Origin of the sequence: Kitasatospora albolonga (assembly GCA_002082585.1) — a bacterium.
GTDB lineage: Bacteria > Actinomycetota > Actinomycetes > Streptomycetales > Streptomycetaceae > Streptomyces > Streptomyces stephensoniae.
The window spans coordinates 3,560,342-3,577,163 of record CP020563.1; the positions used below are offsets into that span (position 1 = coordinate 3,560,342).

Consider the following 16,822-nt stretch of genomic DNA (forward strand, 5'->3'; position numbering starts at 1 on the left):
GCCCCCGGACATGCCCCGGACAGCCCCGGGCACGCCCAGGACACGCCCTAGTCCTGCGGCCGGACCCCCGCCTCGTCCACCACGGCCGACTTGATCAGGGCGTCGGCGCCGAGCAGTTCGCCCTTCTTGCCCATCTCGGTGTCCTCGGCCAGGAAGGACCGCGAGCCCAGGTAGGCCAGGGTCTCCGGGTCGAAGACCCACTCCGAGTGCCAGGAGTACTGCTTGTCCACGCGGGCGATGCCCAGCCCCTTGCGGCCGATCGCGTCCACCGCGTCCGGCACCTCGATGACGCCGGGGATCAGGGCCGCGGCCTTGTAGAGCGCGGCAGCCGTCCCGGGCGGCATCACGCCGCCGCCGATCAGGCCGCCGATCTCGTCGAACACGGCCTGGTCGTGATCCTGGCCCTCATGCTTCGGAGTCAGGGCGGTGAGGTGGGCGAGGAGCTCGCGCGGATCGGTCGGCAGGGTCTCCAGCCAACGGTAGGTGGGCCGGCCGATGCCCGGCGCCGTGCCCTCGGTGTCGCCGAGGTGGGCGTTGACGGGGAGGGTCGAGCCGTCCTGGCGGACGAGGCCGAGCTTCATCTGCGGGCCGGGCTTCTGGGAGGACCAGGACTCCACCTCCTCCAGCGGGGTCGTCACCAGCTTGCCGCTGGTGAAGTCGCCGTGCTGGATCTTGCTGCGGTAGTAGAGGTACTGGTCGTCGCGGACCGGGCCCACGTCGCTCTTCGCCGCCGCGTCCGAGATCCGGTTCAGCACCAGGGCCACCGGCTGCGCCTGCCCGGCACGCTCGGAGGCCGACGTGCCGCTTCCCGGCCGTACGGGGCCCTCTCCGCCGTTCTGCGCGGAGTAGCCCGCCACCAGCGCCCCGGCCAGGGCCAGCGCGGTGACCGGCGCCAGGAAGGACGGGCGCAGGAGGCGCGGGCGGGCCGGGGAGCGGTCCCGGGCCGAGGCGGCGGAGGCTGCGGCGGTGTCGTGGTCGATCTGGTTCATCAGGCGTTCCCTGTGGTGCTCGTGGCGGCCCGGCGGAAGGTCGAATCCGGTGGCGGGCGGCAGCAGCCGCGCCAGCTCGGCGCGGTCGTCCCGGCCGCCCCGGCCGTCGCGACCGTTCCGGCCGTCGTCGGTACCCGTCGTCGCGGTCATCGCGATCCCCCCTCTCCTGGCAGGGCGACGAATGCCGCCCTGCCTCCTACCTCTCCGCGGCCCAGGAGGGGTTCCCGCCGCTCCCGCCCGGCTCCGCGCCGATCCTGTCCGGCTTCCCGCCGCTCCTGGGTCATTTCGCCGCGCTCCCGCGCCAGGTGCTCGCCCGCCAGGCCGCGCAGCCGCGTACGGGCCCGGGAGAGCCGTGAGCGTACGGTGCCGACGGGGACGTCCAGCGCTGCCGCCGCCTGCGCGTAGTCGAGCCCGGCCCAGACGCAGAGCGCCAGCACCTCCCGCTCGGGCTGCCGCAGGCGGTCCAGGACCGCCCGTACGGCGGCCAGTTCGCGCTGGTGGTCCAGCCGCTCGGCGGAGGCGTCCGCGAAGTCCTCGGTCTCCTTCGGCCTCGGCTGCCGGGCCAGGAACGCGAGGCGGCGGCCGACCCCGCGCCGGTGGTTGCGCGCCTTGTTGGTGGCGATGCCGAGCAGCCAGGGGCGCAGCGGGCCGCCCTCCGGGTCGATCTGCTCCCGGGTGCGCCAGGCGGCGAGGAAGGTCTCCGACATCACGTCCTCGGCGGCGGAGAGATCACCGGTGAGGCGGCAGGCGTGGCCGTACACGGACTTCGCATACCGGTCGTAGAGGGTGCCGAACGCCTCCCGGTCGCCCGCGCGAATCCGTTCCCGTACGCGTACGTCGTCGTCCGGACCGCCGTCGGGCGGTTGTGCCGGGCGTGCCGGCTGTTCGTTGTGCTCCACGCCCCGTACCTCTCCGCGGCGGCCACCGGGTTCCCGTGGCCCGCGTCACAGAGGGGCGGTCGGATGTCTCCCCCGATCCTGCCAGCGCCCTCCCGGAACGCCGGAACGGGGGTGCGCCCGGCTCGGAGCCGGACACACCCCCGTACGGGATGGTTCACACGCAAGCAGGTCGGTCAGCAGCCCAGGTTCGGGCCCGTGGTGGTGCCGAGGACCTGGGTGAACTGGGTGAACTTGTTGATGCGGCTCTGGACCTGGGCCGGGTTGCCGCCGTTGCACTCGATCGCGCCGTTGATGGAGCGGATCGTCTCGCCGAAGCCGGGGCCGTTGACGATGGCGTTGTGGCCCGTGATGGTGCCGGGGCCGGTCTGGGTGTTCCAGTACCAGAGGGCGGTGCGCCAGGCGATGGCGGCGTTCTGCTCGACCAGGTAGGGGTTGTTCAGCAGGTCGATGCCGAGCGCGTCACCGGCGGCCTTGTAGTTGAAGTTCCAGCTCAGCTGGATCGGGCCCTTGCCGTAGTACGCGGACTGGCCCGCGGGGCAGCCGTAGGGCTGGTTCCGGTCGCAGTAGTGCGGGTAGTTCGCCTCGTTGATCTCCTTGATGTACACCAGCCCGCCGGTCTCGTGGCTGACGTTGGCGAGGAACGCGGCGGCCTCGCGCTTCTTGATCTCGGTGCTTCCGGTGTTGGCGAAGGCCGGGTAGGAGCTGAGGGCAGCGGTCAGGCCGCTGTAGGTGTAGAAGGAGTTCCGGTTCGGGAACATCTGGTTGAACTGGGCCTCGCTGACGACGAAGCCGGTACCCGGCTGCTCGCCGCCACCGCCCGTACCGCAGGCGCCGTTGTCGGCCCAGACGTCGGAGGAGCCGGGCCGCTCGTTCTGGGTCCACCACTTGGCGGTGTAGTTGCGGCCGTTGTACGAGGCGGTCTGGCCGCCCGTGTAGACGGACGAGGAGTTCCAGGCCGTGAAGCAGGTGGCGGCCTGGGCGGTGGCGGCGGGGAGGACGACGAGTGCCGCGACGACCGCGCCGAGCGCTACCAGCAGGCTGAGTACACGTCTGATCACGTGATCACACTCCTTAGACGCGGCGCTACGTCCGGCCGTGCGCCGCCGTGGGGGTGCCGGACACTCAAGCGACGATGGTCTGGACCTGTCAAGGTCTAGACCAGCTTTCGTGACGGGGCCGCGCACGCCGCGCCGGGCCGCCGCCACCGGGTGACAACGATGCCATTCCGCCTCTCAACTGGCTTGATTCCGGCGGACGTTCCTTTCAACCGGGCGGCGGGAGGGGCGGAAACCGGAGGTAAAAATTCCTGAGCCGTCCAGCATGCGGGACGACTGGAGCGGGGCCCTCAGCTCTCCACGACGTACAGCGGAACGCCGAACCCGTCGCGGGTCGAGATCAGATCCTGGATGGCCCTCTGCTCGGAGTCCGAACCATAGGTCACCCTGATCAGCGCCCGGTCCTCCTTCTCCGAGCACGGGTTGTAGGCACCGACACCGACGCCCTTGCCCAGTGCGGTGATCTCCTCGGCAAGAGCCCTGTGCTCGGCGAGGGCCCTCGTCACCTCGGCCGCGGCAGGCAGCTGATCGCACGGCGGGTGGGCCGCCTCCGAGGTTCCGACCATGCCCCTGACGAAGAGCACCGCCGCCACCGCCACCACCACCAGGACCAGTGCGATCCCGCCGCCGATGGCCATCTTCGTTGTCGACTTCATGGGGACCTCCGGTAAAGGCACAGCACGCCGTATCACCGGCCGCTGATTCACTGGTTGTTGACAAGGCGTTCGGCCGGTCTGCCGGAAGCGACCTCGTGCCGGGACTCACACGCATCGACGATCTCGCTGTCATGTGTGGAGATGATGACCGTACGGCCGCTCGCGGCGAAGTCCGTGAACAGGTCGATGACCATCGTGCGGTTGGCGGCGTCGAGAGAGGCGGTGGGCTCGTCCACGAACAGGATGCGGGCCTGTTTGTAGATCGCACGCGCCAGAGCGAGCCGCTGCTTCTCACCGCCGCTCAGGTGGCTGGCGGGCTCCTCCTCCCGCCCGGCCAGCCCCGTCCGTCCAAGGGCCTGCGCGAGCCGTTCCCGATCGCCGAGAACACGTCGGCCCAGCGGGCTCGCCCGCATCGTGATGTTGAATGCGACGGACTCCTCGTCCATGAGGCCGTAGTCCTGAAGGACGAACGCCGCGTGATCGCGCCAGAAGCGGCGCCGCGCCGCCGCACCGTAATCCGTGACGACGTCCCCGTCGATCGTGATGCGCCCCCGGTCGACGGGGAGCAGCAGGCCGAGACAGTGCAGCAGGGTGGTCTTCCCCGACCCGCTGGGACCGACGAGAGCCGTCATGGTTCCGGGGCGGCAGCTGAGGGTCTCGCTGTCGAGAACCGGCCGACCACCGATCGCCACGGAGATGTCCTGGGCCTCTACGAGCATTTCCTGTAACTCCGATCAGACGCGGCGTCGGCCGATGGCGGTGAACATCCAACGGGTGGCGAGGAGATGGCAGAGGGGGGCGACGATCGCCGCGAACGCGGCGGCCAGGAGAACCGCCCCTGCCTCGTCCGGCTGCTGGAACAGAAGAACGACGCCCACGAGGCCGGCGCCGGCCAGTAGCTCCTTGGCCACCCGGACCTGGAGAATCCGCCTCCACGGCCGACCCGCCAGCCTCAGCGGGAAGTCGCGCTTCGCATGGAGACGAGCACTGATCACCGCGCTGACACCGGCCACAACGGCGAACGCGGTGAAGAGGGCCACGAGCGCGAGATTCAGCAGCCAGGTGACGTACGCGGCGAACTGCGCCTTGAGGAGCCCCTCCTCCGCGACGTGGACGAGGTTCACCTCGCCCTCGAAGCCGGCCGCGCGCATCCGGTCCGGTGCAAGCCCCTGACGGTCAAGCAACTCCTGCGTCGGCGCCAGACCGGAGAAGACGATGTTCTTCGTCGACATCATGGACGTCAGGTCGGCGTCGGAGAAGGTGCCGTGAAGGGAGGGAACGACGGCGACGAGAACGTCGGAGAGGAAGAGGAGCTCGCCGTTTCCGGTGCTCACCGGAAGCCGGAGACCTCCTGCCGGCTCCAGATACCGGAGCTGTGCCGCCAGTTCGCCACCGGATTCCTTGCTCCTCGACCAGAGTGTGAACTGCTCCCCGAACTCCTTGACCACCATGCCCTGGACCCGGCTGAAGGGCACGGGGGTGAGCGATGGCTCCGGCGCGTCCGCGGTCAAGAGGTCGAGCCAGCGCTGGTTCACGAAAGCGACTGCCGAATAGGCTCCGAAATCCGTTTCCCAGGCGCCCTCGGTCACCGTGTACGACAACGCGGCCGTGTCAGCTGATTCCGCCTCCTTGACGAAGGTGCCGATCTGCGGTTCGACGCGGTCCATCTCCTCCAGGCTCATCGCGAACTGTACGGCCACCTGGTCCGAGAGCCGGTGCCACCGGGCGGTCTCGGCGCTCGCCTCGGCGGAATCCCGGTACGCGGTCCACGCGGGCCCGGCGGCGCCCACCACCAGGACGAAGGTCAGCGCCTGGAGCACCACGGCCGAGGTGCGCAGACTCTTCACCGCGGGCTGCCGGGTCGCCAGCATGGTCGCGCTCGGCCAGGCGGACATGGAGAGGGCGATCGCCGCGAGCAGGGAAGCGGCGATGACGGCAGCCTGGAGACCGGCCAGCACCTTGATGAACGAGGGCACGTGGGCCCAGCCGTGCAGCACGCCCACGTAGACCGCGCTCGCCGCCGCGACGACGAGCGCTGACATGAGCAGGGCCCCGAAGAACCCTCCCAGGTCCTGCAGGTGGATGCGCGGAGTCGGGCAGCCGCCCAGCACCCGCAGGGCACGGCCCCGCGCCTTCACCGACAGCCAGAACAGCGCCAGTGCCGCGATGAGCGCGAACGCGGCGATGACGGCGGCTCCGAAACTCCCCGCCTCCACCACGAAGACGAAGCTGTCCACGAGGGAGGATTCCGTACGGTGCGTCCGTACGGCCTCGGAGGCCAGGGACTTCTCGAGCTCACCGAGGCCGGCGCTGTCACCGGTCAGGAGATAGGTGCCGTCGGGAGGAGAGTGGTCGAGCCGTTCCCTGCCCATGACCTCGACCGGGTCACCGCCACCGAACCAGGCGACCCGGGTGGGAAAGGCACCATCGTTGAGAGGGACGAAGACCTTCTTGCCGCTGTCGCCCGCGAGATCGGGTGCGATCTTCACCAGGCCGAGACGCAGACGCGCGTCCAGGTCCTGGAGCCTCGTGAACGCTTCACGGTCCGTCAGTTCCGATTCCTTGAAATCGAGACCGATCCTGCTCTTGGCTCCGACGGCCTGGGGAAATTCCCGGTCATGGAAGTCGGTGACGATTCCCGCCACCAGGGCCAGCAGGGCGAACAACGTCCCCGCGACCACCACGACGATGCGCCTGTGCACTGTTCCCCCGGGCTTTCGGTCGTACTCGTCCTACGCTGGGAACGGTCGTGTCCCGGCGCCCGAGGGCGCCGGGACACGACCACTCACCCGAGATCAGCAGGTGCGGTAGTAGTACTCGGCTCCCAGGCTCGGGCTGTTGATCGTGGACAGCTCGGCTATGGACTTCTTGCCCGAAGCCGTGTTGATGCTCCGCGAGTGGGACTGCAGCTTCCCGTCGATGTACCGCTCCACCGTCGAACCGTGGCACTTGTTCACCGTGTAGTAGGAGCGAAGCTTGGCGTTCTCGAACCCATACTGCCAGGTCCCGCCCGAAGACGGGTGCTGCGTCTTCATACCCACCGAAACCCAGGCGCTCGCGGGCACAGCAGCGGCCCCCAGGACAGCAACAGACAGTGCTGCCGCAGTGAGCGTGGCCTTCATCCTGTTCATGGTTCCCTCTCCCCGTTCTGCAGAACACCCCAGTGGAACCCCGTCGAGTCCTGGGGATGGGTGTCTCCCTCGCGCGCATCCGAAAATGCGGGCGAGGCTTTCTCGACGGGCACGGCAGACCTGCGGAAGTGATGGTTGAAGATCACCCAACTCCGGTCAACCAGGGAGCGTGTCATTCCGCTACTACGGGCACGTTCCAGCATGGCCGGATTTCCAACTGCCGCCCCCGATCAGGGATTTTCCAACCAACTGGCCGATATTCGCCGATAACTGCGGCTACATGCATGAGAAACGTCACACGCACCCGGAGCAACGGAACAGTCCGGTGCACTTGAGGACCCCCGTGCGTGCCCGAGTGCGTCCGGTCGTCCCGCGTGCCACGGCATGGCGGACTTCCCGAAGTCGTCGAAGGTCGGCAAGTAGGAACGGAATGCTGTGCTCCGGCATCCCGGGCTGGTGCCATGAGGGGGTCACTTTCCTCCGTGGAGAAGGGAGTTCGCCCGGGATGCGGACCACAACGATGGGCAGGGACGGGCCGGTCGTCGGCCGGCTGGGGCTGGGTGCGATGGGTCTCTCCTACCGCTACGCCCCGGGCCTGCGGGACCGGACCAAGGCCGTGTCGCTGGTCCGGGAGGCGGTGGACCTCGGGGTCAACCTGGTCGAGACGGCCGACGCCTACGCGGCCGGGGAGAACGAGCGGCTGATCGGTGAGGCCATCCGGGGGCGGCGGGACGAGGTGGTGCTCTGCACCGGCGGCGGTCTGCTCGGCGACCCGGACGGCGTGCTGCGGCCCGCGGGTGGTCCGCAGGCGCTGCGGGACGCGGTCGACGAGAGCCTGCGCCGGCTGCACGTGGACCACATCGACCTCTATCTGCTGCGCCGCGTCGATCCCGGCGTACCGCTGGAGGAGAGCTGGGGCGCGCTGGCCGAGCAGGTCTGGGCGGGGAAGATCCGCATGCTGGGGCTGCCCGTCGTCACCGTGCAGGAGGCCCGCGACGCCGAGGCCGTGCACGAGGCGGCGGCGATGGCCGCCGAGGTGTCGCTGTTCACCCGCCGCGGTCTCGACGACGTCGTGCCGTACGCGGTGGAGCGCCGCATCGCCCTGCTGGCCGGTGCCCCCCTCGGGCGCGGTCTGCTGGCCGGTGCGCTCTCCCGCCACGACGACCTGCCGCCGGGCGACTGGCGGCGCACCCAGCCCCGCTTCGCCCCCCGGGCCCTCCGCCACAACGTCGCGCTCACCCGGGCCGTCGCCCAGGTGGCGGCCCGGCACGGGGCCACCCCGGCGCAGGTCGCCCTGGCGTGGCTGCTCCGGCTCGGCGACCACGTGGTACCGCTGCCCGGCACGAGGGCCTCGTACCACCTCGCGGAGAACCTCGGCGGCGACCGCATCCGCCTGACCGAACAGGACCTGACCGACCTGGAGTTCCTGCCCCGCCCGGCAGGCGCGGCCGAGGTGTGAGCCGCACCCGGGCCGCTCACGCACCGCTGCCCTCTGACTCCCCACCACTTCTGGAGTTCCTGAACATGACGACCTCTCTGGTACGGCAGGTCCTCCCGCGGCCACGGCTGCGGGCGACGACGACCGGCGTCCACGGCACCACGGCACCCGGGTTCGCCTCCGTGCGCCACTCCTTCGAACGGGCCTGCCGGGAAGCGGGTCCACCCGGTTCCCAGGGGGCCGCGCTGGCGGTCGTACGGGACGGTCAGCTGGTGGTCGACCTGTGGCAGGGCACCGCCGACCCGGTCGCCGGGGCGCCGTGGACCGGCGACACCCTCGCCCCGGTGCTGACGGGCTCTCACGGCATCCTGGCCACAGCGGTCCTGCTCCTCGCCGACATGGGCGCGCTCGCCCTGGACCGGCCCGTGGCGGACTACTGGCCGGAGTTCGCGGTGCGCGGCAAGGGCGCGGTGACGCTGCGGGACGTGCTGACGTTCACCGCCCGGCTGCCGGGCATGGCGGCGGGGATCGACCAGCGGGACGTGGAGAACCCGCGCATGATGGCCGCGCTGCTCGAACTGGACGGCCCGGAGGACGACCCCCGGGCCGGTGGTGTGCTGCACGGGCCGTGGACCGCCGGGTGGATCGTCGCCGAGGTGGTCCGCCGGGTCGACGGCCGCGACCTCGACCTGTTCTTCCTGGAGGAGATCGCCGGTCCGCTGGGCCTGGACGTCCACTTCGGGCTCGTACCCGACCAACTGCCGCACACCGCCCGTATCTCGTACGACACCGGCTTCCGCTCCCGGTTCCCGGCACCGGACGGCGGGGCGGACGGCCTCTGCGGGCGGGTGTGGAACAACCCGTCCCCGTTCCCCGCGGATGCCGGGGTGTGGAGCGAGCGGCGGCGACGCCACGCGATGATCCCCTCGCTGGGGGTGTACGCGTCGGCCCGCGGGCTCGCCCGGCTCCAGGGCGTCCTGGCCGCCGACGCCGTACGGGCCCCGGGCGAGGAGCCGCTGCTGCTGTCGCGGCGCACGCTCGACCGGGCGCGGAGGTTCTGGGTGGAGGGCCTGGACCCGCTGCTCGGCGGAGTCAGCGCCTACGGGGAGGGGGGCCTGCAACTCCTCGACGAGGGCCCCCACCCGGCCGCCTGCGCGGGCGCCTTCGGCCACCAGGGTCCGGGCGGTGTCGCCTACCGGTCCTGGCCCCGGGCCAGGACCGGCGCCGCCTGGGCCGGGAGCCGACTGACAGCGGGGCCCGGCACACAGGTCCTGGACGAGGTGGCGGGGGCGGTGGAGCGGGGGCTGCGGGTGGGGTGAGTGGGGAGACCCCGGGGGGCGGGGGCCTCCCCGGGGGCCGCCCGAGCCCGGGGCCAAACCGGGCCCCAAGCCCACGGTCCGCCCGCGCAGCCGCGCCCCCAAAGCACCTCAATCCCCCCGGTCCCCCCGGTCCGCAGCCAACCCATGCAGGACGACGCCCCACACCGCGTCCCCCGCCGCCACCGCCCCCGGCGCCGCGTCCGGGGGCGTCCCCCGGGCGGCCATGGCGCCCTCCGCCAGGTGTGCCAGCAGGGCCACCGCGTCCTCGGGTGCGACGCCGGGGCGGAGCCGCCGGGTGCTGTGGGCCCGGTCGAGCAGGCGGCGGAGGGGCGGGAGCCAGAGCTCGGCCAGCGGGGGCGCGTCCTCGGGCGGGTCGGCTTCCAGGCGGCGGACGGCGCGTACGAAGGGGTCCTCGTGCGCCAGCCGGGCCAGCGCGCCGATCAGGGTCCGCAGGTCCCGCAACGGGTCGGCGGCGGGGGCGCGTTGCTCCAGCTCCTCCAGGCAGCGCCGGAAGCGGGCGCGCCCGGTCGTGCGCACCTCGTCGGCCAGGGCGCTCTTGTTCCGGAAGTGGAAGGTCAGCGCGCCGACCGAGGTCGCGGCCCGCCGGGCCACCCGCTGGAGGGAAACACCGTCGTAGCCCCGCTCGGCGAACTCGACGGCCGCCGCCGCCAACACGGTCCGGCGCGTCCTGGCCGCCCGTTCCTGCATGCGCCTTCTCCTCGAACCTCGGCAAGTCGTCGAACTCCCCCTCAGAAATATAACGAACATTCTCTATGTTTGTTAGTCTGCTCAACGACGCTCACCTGGGAGGGACTGAAGTGACGACGACGCACGAAACGCCCGACACGGCGACGGGCCGACCGCTGGGCGACCTGTCCCGGCTCCTGTTCGGCCATCTGCACCGCTCCGACCAGCAGCGTTGGGGGCGCGTGTACCTACAGGGCCTGCTGCGCACGGACGGGAAGAAGACCGTGCGGCGCATGGCGGCCGTCGTGACCGGCTCCGAGGCCGCGTCGACGTCACTGCACCAGTTCGTGAACGCCAGCCCGTGGGAGTGGGCCCCGGCGCGCGGCGAGCTGGCCCGCTGGGCCGCCCGGTCGCTGCCGGTGCGGGCCTGGACCCTGGCACCGGCGGTGCTGCCCAAGCGGGGCGACCGCTCGGCCGGGGTGCACCAGCGCTTCCTCCCGGATTCCGGGCGTACCGTCAACTGCCAGCTGGGCATCGGCCTGTTCCTGGACGTCGGGCGGGCCCACGTCCCGGTCGACTGGCGCCTCTTCCTCCCTCCCCGGTTCACCGGCGACACCGCCGTACGCGACCGGGCGAAGATCCCCGCGGCGACCCGGGCCCAGCCGCTGTGGGAGCACGCCCTGAGCCTGGTCCAGGAGATGGCGCCCCGGGCGGACGGGCGGACGGCGCCGGTGGTGGCCGACCTGACCGCCCTGTGCGACATCGCGCCGCTGGCCCGGCGGCTCCGGGACGGCGGGCACCCCTTCGTCCTCGCCATCCCGGGCCAGAGCACCCTGGACGGACCCGAACTGCCTCCGGGCGAACGGGAGTCGGCGCGGGCGCTGCTGCTGCGCCGGGGCGTACGGCACCCGGCGGGGGCGGGGCGGCAGATCCTCTCGTACGAGCTCCCCGCGCGCGGGCCGAGGCCGGGCGGCGAGCACGGCCACGGGCCGGGCCAGCTGATGGCCGAGTGGGACGCGGGCACCGGGCGGCCGGGCCGGATCTGGCTGACGAACATCACCGACCGCCACCCGGCCGAACTGCTGGAGCTGGCCCGTTCGCCCCGGGGCGCGCAGGCGGCGGTCCGGCGCATGGGCGAGGACTTCGGCCTGCTCGACTTCGAAGGGCGCTCCTTCCCCGGCTGGCACCGGCACATGACGCTCGTCTCGGCGGCCTACGCATGCAGCGCCCTGGAGGGCATGACCCCCTGATCCCATTGCTTGCTTATGCAAGTATATACCAGTCGGAGCCGTCTCCGTAAGCTCCAACACTCCCCAGATGATTGCATGGGCATGTATCTTGTTGCTATCGCAGTCGAGAAGGGGAGCTGTTCCATGACGATCAACCAACAGCCACGCGCCGCCTCCGATCAGGCCATGTGGGACGCCGTCCTCGGCCTGCACACCTTCGTGGAGCGCCAGCTCGCACACACCCTCCAGCGCCGCTACGGCGTCGGCCTGTCCGAGTACCGGGCCCTGGAGACCCTTTACCAGGCCGAGAAGGGCGAGTGCCGCATGCAGGAGCTCGCGGACCACATCGGCCTGGGCCAGAGCTCGGTGACGCGCCTGGTGGGACGGCTGGACAGCGCCGGATACGCCTACAAGGACAACTGCGCCGACGACAAGCGCGGCGTCTTCGCCGTCATCACCGACGAGGGCCGCAAGCGCTACCAGGAAGCCCGTGCCGCCTACGCCGACGTCCTCAGCTCGGCCCTCAACACCGCGAGCGCCGACGACCAGCTCGCCCGGGCGGTGCAGGCGCTGCGCAGCGCAGCCTGACGCGATCACGACGGGCGACAGACGGCGGGAGGCGACCGGGATGCCCCGGCGCCCCGCCGCCTTTTGCATGTTCGGACCTCTTCCGGGACGGAGAGAGCTGCGGCCCGGGCCACGCGAGCACCCACCACATACTTGCTTGACCAGGCAAAAATTTCAGGTCGCCACCCCACCCCCGCCCCCGTGACGAGCGCCCGCAGCACCTCCCCACCAAGAAAAAAGAATGATCTCTTTATTTTGCGCCCGGACTCAAGCGGTGAACCCTTGAGCCCTTCGGAATTGATCCACCCTCAAAGCAGACAAAAGATACCGAAGGGCGCTTGCCTCGACCTCGATCGAGCCAGGTAACATAAGGGTCATTCTTTTTGGGAAGGTGAGGGGCATGGCGCAACTGAAACAGGAGCGGGCGGAACAGACCCGTCGCACTCTTCTCCATGCGGCGGCAGAGGTCTTCGACGAGTTCGGTTACGCGGGTGCCAGCGTCACCCGCATCCTCAAGCGCGCCGGGGTGACGGCGGGGGCGCTCTACTTCCACTTCGGTTCCAAGGAGGATCTCGCCAAGGCGGTGATGAACAGCCAGCCGGAGACCCTGGTCCCGCTGGTCGCCGCCGGGGGGCTGCAACGGCTCATCGACCTCACCCTCGTATGGTCGTGGCAGCTCCAGCGCGACCCGCTGCTCCGGGCCGGTGTACGGCTGACGAACGAGCAGACCTCCGCCGGCGGCCCCGAGAACGCCGACCCGTACGAGAAGTTCCGCGCGATCATGACCGGCTTCCTCCAGGACGCCCAGAACGACGGGGAGCTGCAGCCGGGCGTCGATCCGTCCGTGGTCGCGGAGTTCGTGGTCGCCGCCTGTACCGGCATGCAGATGTACTCCAACGTCGTCAGCGGCCGCAAGGACCTGCCCGAGCGCACCCAGCAGATGTGGAACCTGATCCTCCCGGGCATCGCCGTCCCGTCCGTGATCACCCGCGCCGACGCGAGCCCCGCCCGGGGCGCCGCGATGATGCCCTGACCGTTCCGGTCCTCACCGACCGCCGCCCCCTGCTCGACGGCCCCGGTCTCCGGGAGATCGCCGAGGACGGTTCTGCCGCCGTCCTCGCGGTGGACGGCGGCAGAACCGCGCTGTGACGGGTAGTACGCCCCGGGCGGCCGCCGCCCATTCCTGATGGGAGGCAGCCGCCCGGGGCGTACTGTCCGAAGAAGCCTGGGGCACCGGGGCCGGGGAGGAACAGTCAGACCTGGAGGGCGCCGGGCCGCTCCGCGATCCGCTGCTCGGGCGGCTGGGGGGCTGCCACCGCCTCGGGCTTCGTGCGGTCGGCGAGCTTGAGCCAGATGACACCGACGATGATGACCGTCAGCCAGAGGCCCTTGGCCAGGGTGAGGGTCTCGTCGAAGAAGACCGGGCCGAGGACGGCGGCGCCGACCGCGCCGATGCCCGCCCAGACCGCGTAACCGATGCTGACCTCGATGGTGCGGAGAGCCAGGCTCAGTGCGTAGAGCGTCAGCAGGAAGAACACCACGGCGACCAGGGACCAGGTCAGGATGGTGAAGCCCTCGCTGCCGCCGACGGCGAGCGCGTATCCGATCTCGAAGACTCCCGCGAGCAGGAGGGAGAGCCAGGCGTTGGTGGAGCTCTTGGCCGCGTTGGACATGGGAGGTGGTTCCTCTCTCAGGGATGGCGTCAGGTGGTTCGAGGGGGGCACTGCGTGCGGAGCCGGGGGGTGTTCACCGGGCTCAGGCGGAACCGCTCAGCTGGAGGCCGACGACACCGCCGATGACCAGGACGATGCCGATCGCCTTGTTCCAGTTCAGACGCTGGCCGAAGAACAGCGCGCCGAGGATGGTGATACCGACGCCCGCGACGGAGGTCCACAGGGCGTAGCCGACGCCGACGTCGAAGGTCAGCAGCGCCTTGCTGAGGAAGAAGGTCGCGGCGGCACCGCTGGCCAGGGTGATGGCGGTCCACTTGCGGTTCTTGAAGCCCTCGGCCTTTCCGGCGGCGATGGCGACAACGATCTCGAAGATGATGGCGATGGCGAGGTGCAGCCAGTGCATGGGAGGTCCTTCCCTACGGTGAATGAACAGAAGTGAGGGGGAAATCGGCGTGAAGGCGCGGGTCGTGGGGTGTGGGGCGTGAAGGGCGTACGAGGAGCCGTACGGCGGTGGCGCGGGGCTGAGCGGGACTGAGCTGGAGCCCGGCTGTCGCGGAACTCAGCTCCACGGAACTCGGCTCCGCGGAACTCGGCTCAGCTCCTGGTGAGGAAATCCTGGAACGGCTGCTCCGCCTCGGGCAGGTGCAGGGCCGTGACCTTGACGGGCCAGTCCGCCGGGTCCTGGGCGAAGAGGGTGTACGTGCTCGTGTAGTCGAAGCCGTACCGGGCGGCGGTCTTCCGGTCGGCGGCGTGCACGACATGGCCGATGCCCGCGTACCGCGCCGCCAGGTAGCACAGCGCGCAGGGCTCACCGGAGGCGAACAGAGTGGCTCCCGCCACGGCCCGGAGCCCGTGCCGGGCGGCGGCCTCCCGGAGGGCGACGACCTCGGCGTGGGCGGTCGGGTCGTTGTCCTCCCGGACCCGGTTGAAGCCGGTGCCCAGGACGCGCCCACCGCCCACGATCACGCCGGAGAAGGGGATGCCCCCCTGTGCGACATGCTCGCGGCTGAGCCGGATCGCTTCGTGGGCGTACTCCGTCAGTTCGCTTTCGTCTGTACCCATGAGCAGTTCGTCTCCCGAGTTACCCTGATCGATCCATTGCCTGCACATGCAAGCTTTTACTTCTCATGAATCGCCGTCGGCGATCCGATCCGAGGACACTAATCTTGCATGTGCATATAACCAGTGTCAAGCGTTGCTGTACGCCCGGGCGTTGGCCAGGGTCGCCAGCGGCTCGAGCACCTGAGGGTCGAACGGCGCCAGGGCCGCGCCCTCGGCCACCCTGCGCGGCAGATCGGGGTTGGCCAGCGCGCCCGTCCCGATCGCCAGGACATCGGCGTGCGGCCCGTCCAGGACGTACCGCGCCACCGCGTCCTCGTGCAGCCCGCCATTGGCGATGACGGGGAGCCCGGTGACCTTCCGGGCGAGCGCGGGAAGCGTCGGCCCGTGCGGCAGCCAGTCCCGTCCGCTGCCCGCGAGGTGCAGATAGTTGGCCCCGGCCGAGGCGACCGCCGTGAAGAGGGCACCCGCCTCGGCGTCACCCCCCTGCCACCGCCACGAGAAGTTGTTGATCTTCCCCTGGGAGAGCCGGACACCGACCGGGAAGCCGGGCCCGACCGCGCTCCTGACCTCGGCCGTCACCTCCCGTACGAGCCGTGAGCGGCCCTCGGCGTCCCCGCCGTACGCATCGGTGCGCAGATTGGTGTACGGGGTGAGGAACTGGTCGAGCAGATAGCCGTTGGCCCCGTGGACCTCCACCCCGTCGAAGCCGACGGCACGGGCCCGTACGGCGGCGGCCGCGAAGCCCTCTACGGCCTCGGCGATCTGCTCGCGGGTCATCTCCAGCGGTACGGGCCAGGGGCCGCCGCCCCGGTACTTGGCCAGCTGCTCGCCCATCGGCCGCACCGCCGACGGGCCCGCGGCCCGGTCGCGGAACCGGTTGCCCTGTGCGAGGGCCCCGGCGTGCATCAGCTGGAGGACGACGCGCGCCCCGGCGGCGTGCGCCCTCTCCACGACGGGCCGCCAGGCGTCGGCCTGCGCCTCGTCGGTGATGCCGGGCTGGTGCAGGTACCCCTGGCTGAAGGCCCGGTCGGTGTAGGTCCCCTCGGTGATGAGGAGCCCGAAACCGCCCTCGGCGAAGGCCGCGTAGTACCCGGCCATCTCGTCGGTCGCCCGGCCGTCCTCGGTCGCGGAGACCCGGGTCATGGGGGCGAGGGCGAACCTGTTGCGCAGATCGAGCCCCGCGAACCGGCAGGCGGCGAGGGCGGGATGGGCGTCACCCACCGGGACGGACCCGGCGCCACTCATCGGAGCGGGATGGATGCCGGTCGTCGGAGCGGGATGGATGCCGGTCGTCGGGGCGGGATGGATGCCGGTCACGTCAGCACTTCCCGTCGATGCCGCAGGCGGCGCCGTAACCGGCGTTCTCCTCCTGCTGCGCCCGGGCGTCCAGGATCGCCTTGCGCACCTGGGCGGGACGCGGGACGCCTTCGATCCGGACATCGCCGATGAGCATGGTGGGAACCACCTGCACCTGATGGGCCGCCGCTTCCCGCAGGGCCTCCTGGTGCCGGGCGCGGTAGGTGCCGTCCGCCAGCGCGGCCCGGAACCCGGCCTCGTCCAGGCCGATCCCACCGGCCAGCGCGGCGAGGACGTCGGCCTGCCCCAGATCCTGGTCCTCCTGGAAGAAGGCGCGGAACATCCGCCGGGTGTACTCGGTGCCGAGGCCGTGCTCGGCGGCGTACTGGTAACCCTCGAAGGCGAGGGCGGTGTAGGGCTGGGGGGACACGGTGGGGAGCGTGATGTCGACCCCCAGGCGTCGGGCCATGGGGTAGACGGCCCGCTCCCAGATGGCGGGCAGGTACTCGTCCTCCGGCCGCAGGGTGGGCTGCGGGTGGGCCCGCAGCTCGAAGGGCATCCACTCGACTTCCACATCGGCGCCGACGTCCTTGATCGCCTCTTCGAGCGGGCCCTCGGCCAGCATGCAGAAGGGGCAGACGTAGTCGGACCAGATCTTGATCTTCACGGGATCAGCCATGCGCAGGCTCCATATATTTGATCGAGCAAGCAACAACATCTCGCGACGGGACGACGGGAGACGGGAGGGATTTCCAGAAGGTTGCACGATCATGCACTTTGATGTCAAGCCTCCCGCCCCCGCCCCGGCCGCGCCGGGCAGC

The 16,822-nt window shown here is 70.9% G+C and carries 18 protein-coding genes; 5 read left to right on the forward strand and 13 right to left on the reverse strand.

All coding sequences use genetic code 11. The features are described from left to right. Positions 1 to 47 precede the first annotated feature (47 nt). The 7 genes from B7C62_15360 to B7C62_15390 form a co-directional block, all read right to left on the reverse strand. On the reverse strand, positions 48 to 1,139 hold the full coding sequence (locus B7C62_15360) for a hypothetical protein (GenBank protein ARF73485.1): 1,092 nt from the start codon (positions 1,137 to 1,139) through the stop codon (positions 48 to 50). Then, entirely contained in the window at positions 1,136 to 1,888 is a 753-nt protein-coding gene (locus tag B7C62_15365; GenBank protein ID ARF73486.1) for an RNA polymerase, read from the reverse strand. The genes B7C62_15360 and B7C62_15365 overlap by 4 nt, the downstream gene beginning before the upstream one ends. A gap of 173 nt (positions 1,889 to 2,061) precedes the next feature. Continuing rightward, on the reverse strand, positions 2,062 to 2,946 hold the full coding sequence (locus B7C62_15370) for a chitinase (protein ID ARF73487.1): 885 nt from the start codon (positions 2,944 to 2,946) through the stop codon (positions 2,062 to 2,064). Positions 2,947 to 3,233: 287 nt separating this feature from the next. Continuing rightward, complete coding sequence (locus B7C62_15375) at positions 3,234 to 3,599, reverse strand: hypothetical protein (protein ARF73488.1); 366 nt, start codon at positions 3,597 to 3,599, stop codon at positions 3,234 to 3,236. Between the two features lie 47 nt (positions 3,600 to 3,646). Next, positions 3,647 to 4,318 (reverse strand): ABC transporter ATP-binding protein, encoded by a 672-nt coding sequence (locus B7C62_15380; protein ID ARF73489.1) that lies wholly within the window; start codon positions 4,316 to 4,318, stop codon positions 3,647 to 3,649. Positions 4,319 to 4,333: 15 nt separating this feature from the next. Then, complete coding sequence (locus B7C62_15385) at positions 4,334 to 6,301, reverse strand: hypothetical protein (GenBank protein ARF73490.1); 1,968 nt, start codon at positions 6,299 to 6,301, stop codon at positions 4,334 to 4,336. 93 nt (positions 6,302 to 6,394) lie between these two features. Further along, positions 6,395 to 6,730: a hypothetical protein gene (locus B7C62_15390; GenBank protein ARF73491.1), complete on the reverse strand. Its 336-nt coding sequence runs from the start codon at positions 6,728 to 6,730 to the stop codon at positions 6,395 to 6,397. A gap of 505 nt (positions 6,731 to 7,235) precedes the next feature. On the opposite strand from B7C62_15390, the gene B7C62_15395 reads away from it, so the two are divergent. Both B7C62_15395 and B7C62_15400 read left to right on the forward strand, forming a co-directional pair. Further along, positions 7,236 to 8,189, forward strand: a complete 954-nt coding sequence (locus tag B7C62_15395) for an aldo/keto reductase (protein ID ARF73492.1) — start codon at positions 7,236 to 7,238, stop codon at positions 8,187 to 8,189. Positions 8,190 to 8,254: 65 nt separating this feature from the next. Then, positions 8,255 to 9,487, forward strand: coding sequence for a carboxylesterase (locus B7C62_15400; GenBank protein ARF73493.1), 1,233 nt, complete (start codon positions 8,255 to 8,257; stop codon positions 9,485 to 9,487). Between the two features lie 108 nt (positions 9,488 to 9,595). Here the strand turns inward: B7C62_15400 and B7C62_15405 are convergent, their stop codons facing one another. After that, positions 9,596 to 10,195, reverse strand: coding sequence for a TetR family transcriptional regulator (locus tag B7C62_15405; GenBank protein ARF73494.1), 600 nt, complete (start codon positions 10,193 to 10,195; stop codon positions 9,596 to 9,598). A gap of 110 nt (positions 10,196 to 10,305) precedes the next feature. On the opposite strand from B7C62_15405, the gene B7C62_15410 reads away from it, so the two are divergent. The 3 genes from B7C62_15410 to B7C62_15420 all read left to right on the forward strand — a co-directional run bounded on the left by B7C62_15410 (position 10,306) and on the right by B7C62_15420 (position 13,003). After that, the gene (locus B7C62_15410) at positions 10,306 to 11,424 is read left to right on the forward strand and encodes a transcriptional regulator (protein ARF73495.1); all 1,119 of its coding nucleotides are present in this window, start codon (positions 10,306 to 10,308) and stop codon (positions 11,422 to 11,424) included. Between the two features lie 123 nt (positions 11,425 to 11,547). Beyond that, a complete protein-coding gene (locus tag B7C62_15415) occupies positions 11,548 to 11,991 on the forward strand; it encodes a MarR family transcriptional regulator (GenBank protein ARF73496.1) in 444 nt (147 codons plus the stop codon). 379 nt (positions 11,992 to 12,370) lie between these two features. Further along, entirely contained in the window at positions 12,371 to 13,003 is a 633-nt protein-coding gene (locus tag B7C62_15420) for a TetR family transcriptional regulator (GenBank protein ID ARF73497.1), read from the forward strand. A 220-nt stretch (positions 13,004 to 13,223) separates the two neighbouring features. Here B7C62_15420 and B7C62_15425 read toward each other — a convergent pair whose 3' ends face one another. The 5 genes from B7C62_15425 to B7C62_15445 form a co-directional block, all read right to left on the reverse strand. After that, a complete protein-coding gene (locus B7C62_15425) occupies positions 13,224 to 13,643 on the reverse strand; it encodes a ligand-binding protein SH3 (protein ARF73498.1) in 420 nt (139 codons plus the stop codon). 82 nt (positions 13,644 to 13,725) lie between these two features. Beyond that, positions 13,726 to 14,046: a ligand-binding protein SH3 gene (locus B7C62_15430; GenBank protein ARF73499.1), complete on the reverse strand. Its 321-nt coding sequence runs from the start codon at positions 14,044 to 14,046 to the stop codon at positions 13,726 to 13,728. A gap of 191 nt (positions 14,047 to 14,237) precedes the next feature. Next, on the reverse strand, positions 14,238 to 14,705 hold the full coding sequence (locus tag B7C62_15435) for a tRNA-specific adenosine deaminase (GenBank protein ARF73500.1): 468 nt from the start codon (positions 14,703 to 14,705) through the stop codon (positions 14,238 to 14,240). A gap of 126 nt (positions 14,706 to 14,831) precedes the next feature. After that, positions 14,832 to 15,950: an NADH:flavin oxidoreductase gene (locus tag B7C62_15440; protein ARF77185.1), complete on the reverse strand. Its 1,119-nt coding sequence runs from the start codon at positions 15,948 to 15,950 to the stop codon at positions 14,832 to 14,834. Positions 15,951 to 16,023: 73 nt separating this feature from the next. Next, a complete protein-coding gene (locus B7C62_15445) occupies positions 16,024 to 16,680 on the reverse strand; it encodes a 2-hydroxychromene-2-carboxylate isomerase (protein ID ARF73501.1) in 657 nt (218 codons plus the stop codon). Positions 16,681 to 16,822: the final 142 nt, after the last annotated feature.

Bases quoted from the DNA above. Each gene is read 5' to 3' on its own strand.
- B7C62_15360 (ARF73485.1), bottom strand. From the start codon at position 1,139: ATGACCGCGACGACGGGTACCGACGACGGCCGGAACGGTCGCGACGGC.
- B7C62_15375 (ARF73488.1), bottom strand. From the start codon at position 3,599: ATGAAGTCGACAACGAAGATGGCCATCGGCGGCGGGATCGCACTGGTC.
- B7C62_15380 (ARF73489.1), bottom strand. From the start codon at position 4,318: ATGCTCGTAGAGGCCCAGGACATCTCCGTGGCGATCGGTGGTCGGCCG.
- B7C62_15390 (ARF73491.1), bottom strand. From the start codon at position 6,730: ATGAACAGGATGAAGGCCACGCTCACTGCGGCAGCACTGTCTGTTGCT.
- B7C62_15395 (ARF73492.1), top strand. From the start codon at position 7,236: ATGCGGACCACAACGATGGGCAGGGACGGGCCGGTCGTCGGCCGGCTG.
- B7C62_15400 (ARF73493.1), top strand. From the start codon at position 8,255: ATGACGACCTCTCTGGTACGGCAGGTCCTCCCGCGGCCACGGCTGCGG.
- B7C62_15405 (ARF73494.1), bottom strand. From the start codon at position 10,195: ATGCAGGAACGGGCGGCCAGGACGCGCCGGACCGTGTTGGCGGCGGCG.
- B7C62_15415 (ARF73496.1), top strand. From the start codon at position 11,548: ATGACGATCAACCAACAGCCACGCGCCGCCTCCGATCAGGCCATGTGG.
- B7C62_15420 (ARF73497.1), top strand. From the start codon at position 12,371: ATGGCGCAACTGAAACAGGAGCGGGCGGAACAGACCCGTCGCACTCTT.
- B7C62_15425 (ARF73498.1), bottom strand. From the start codon at position 13,643: ATGTCCAACGCGGCCAAGAGCTCCACCAACGCCTGGCTCTCCCTCCTG.
- B7C62_15430 (ARF73499.1), bottom strand. From the start codon at position 14,046: ATGCACTGGCTGCACCTCGCCATCGCCATCATCTTCGAGATCGTTGTC.
- B7C62_15435 (ARF73500.1), bottom strand. From the start codon at position 14,705: ATGGGTACAGACGAAAGCGAACTGACGGAGTACGCCCACGAAGCGATC.
- B7C62_15440 (ARF77185.1), bottom strand. From the start codon at position 15,950: ATGAGTGGCGCCGGGTCCGTCCCGGTGGGTGACGCCCATCCCGCCCTC.
- B7C62_15445 (ARF73501.1), bottom strand. From the start codon at position 16,680: ATGGCTGATCCCGTGAAGATCAAGATCTGGTCCGACTACGTCTGCCCC.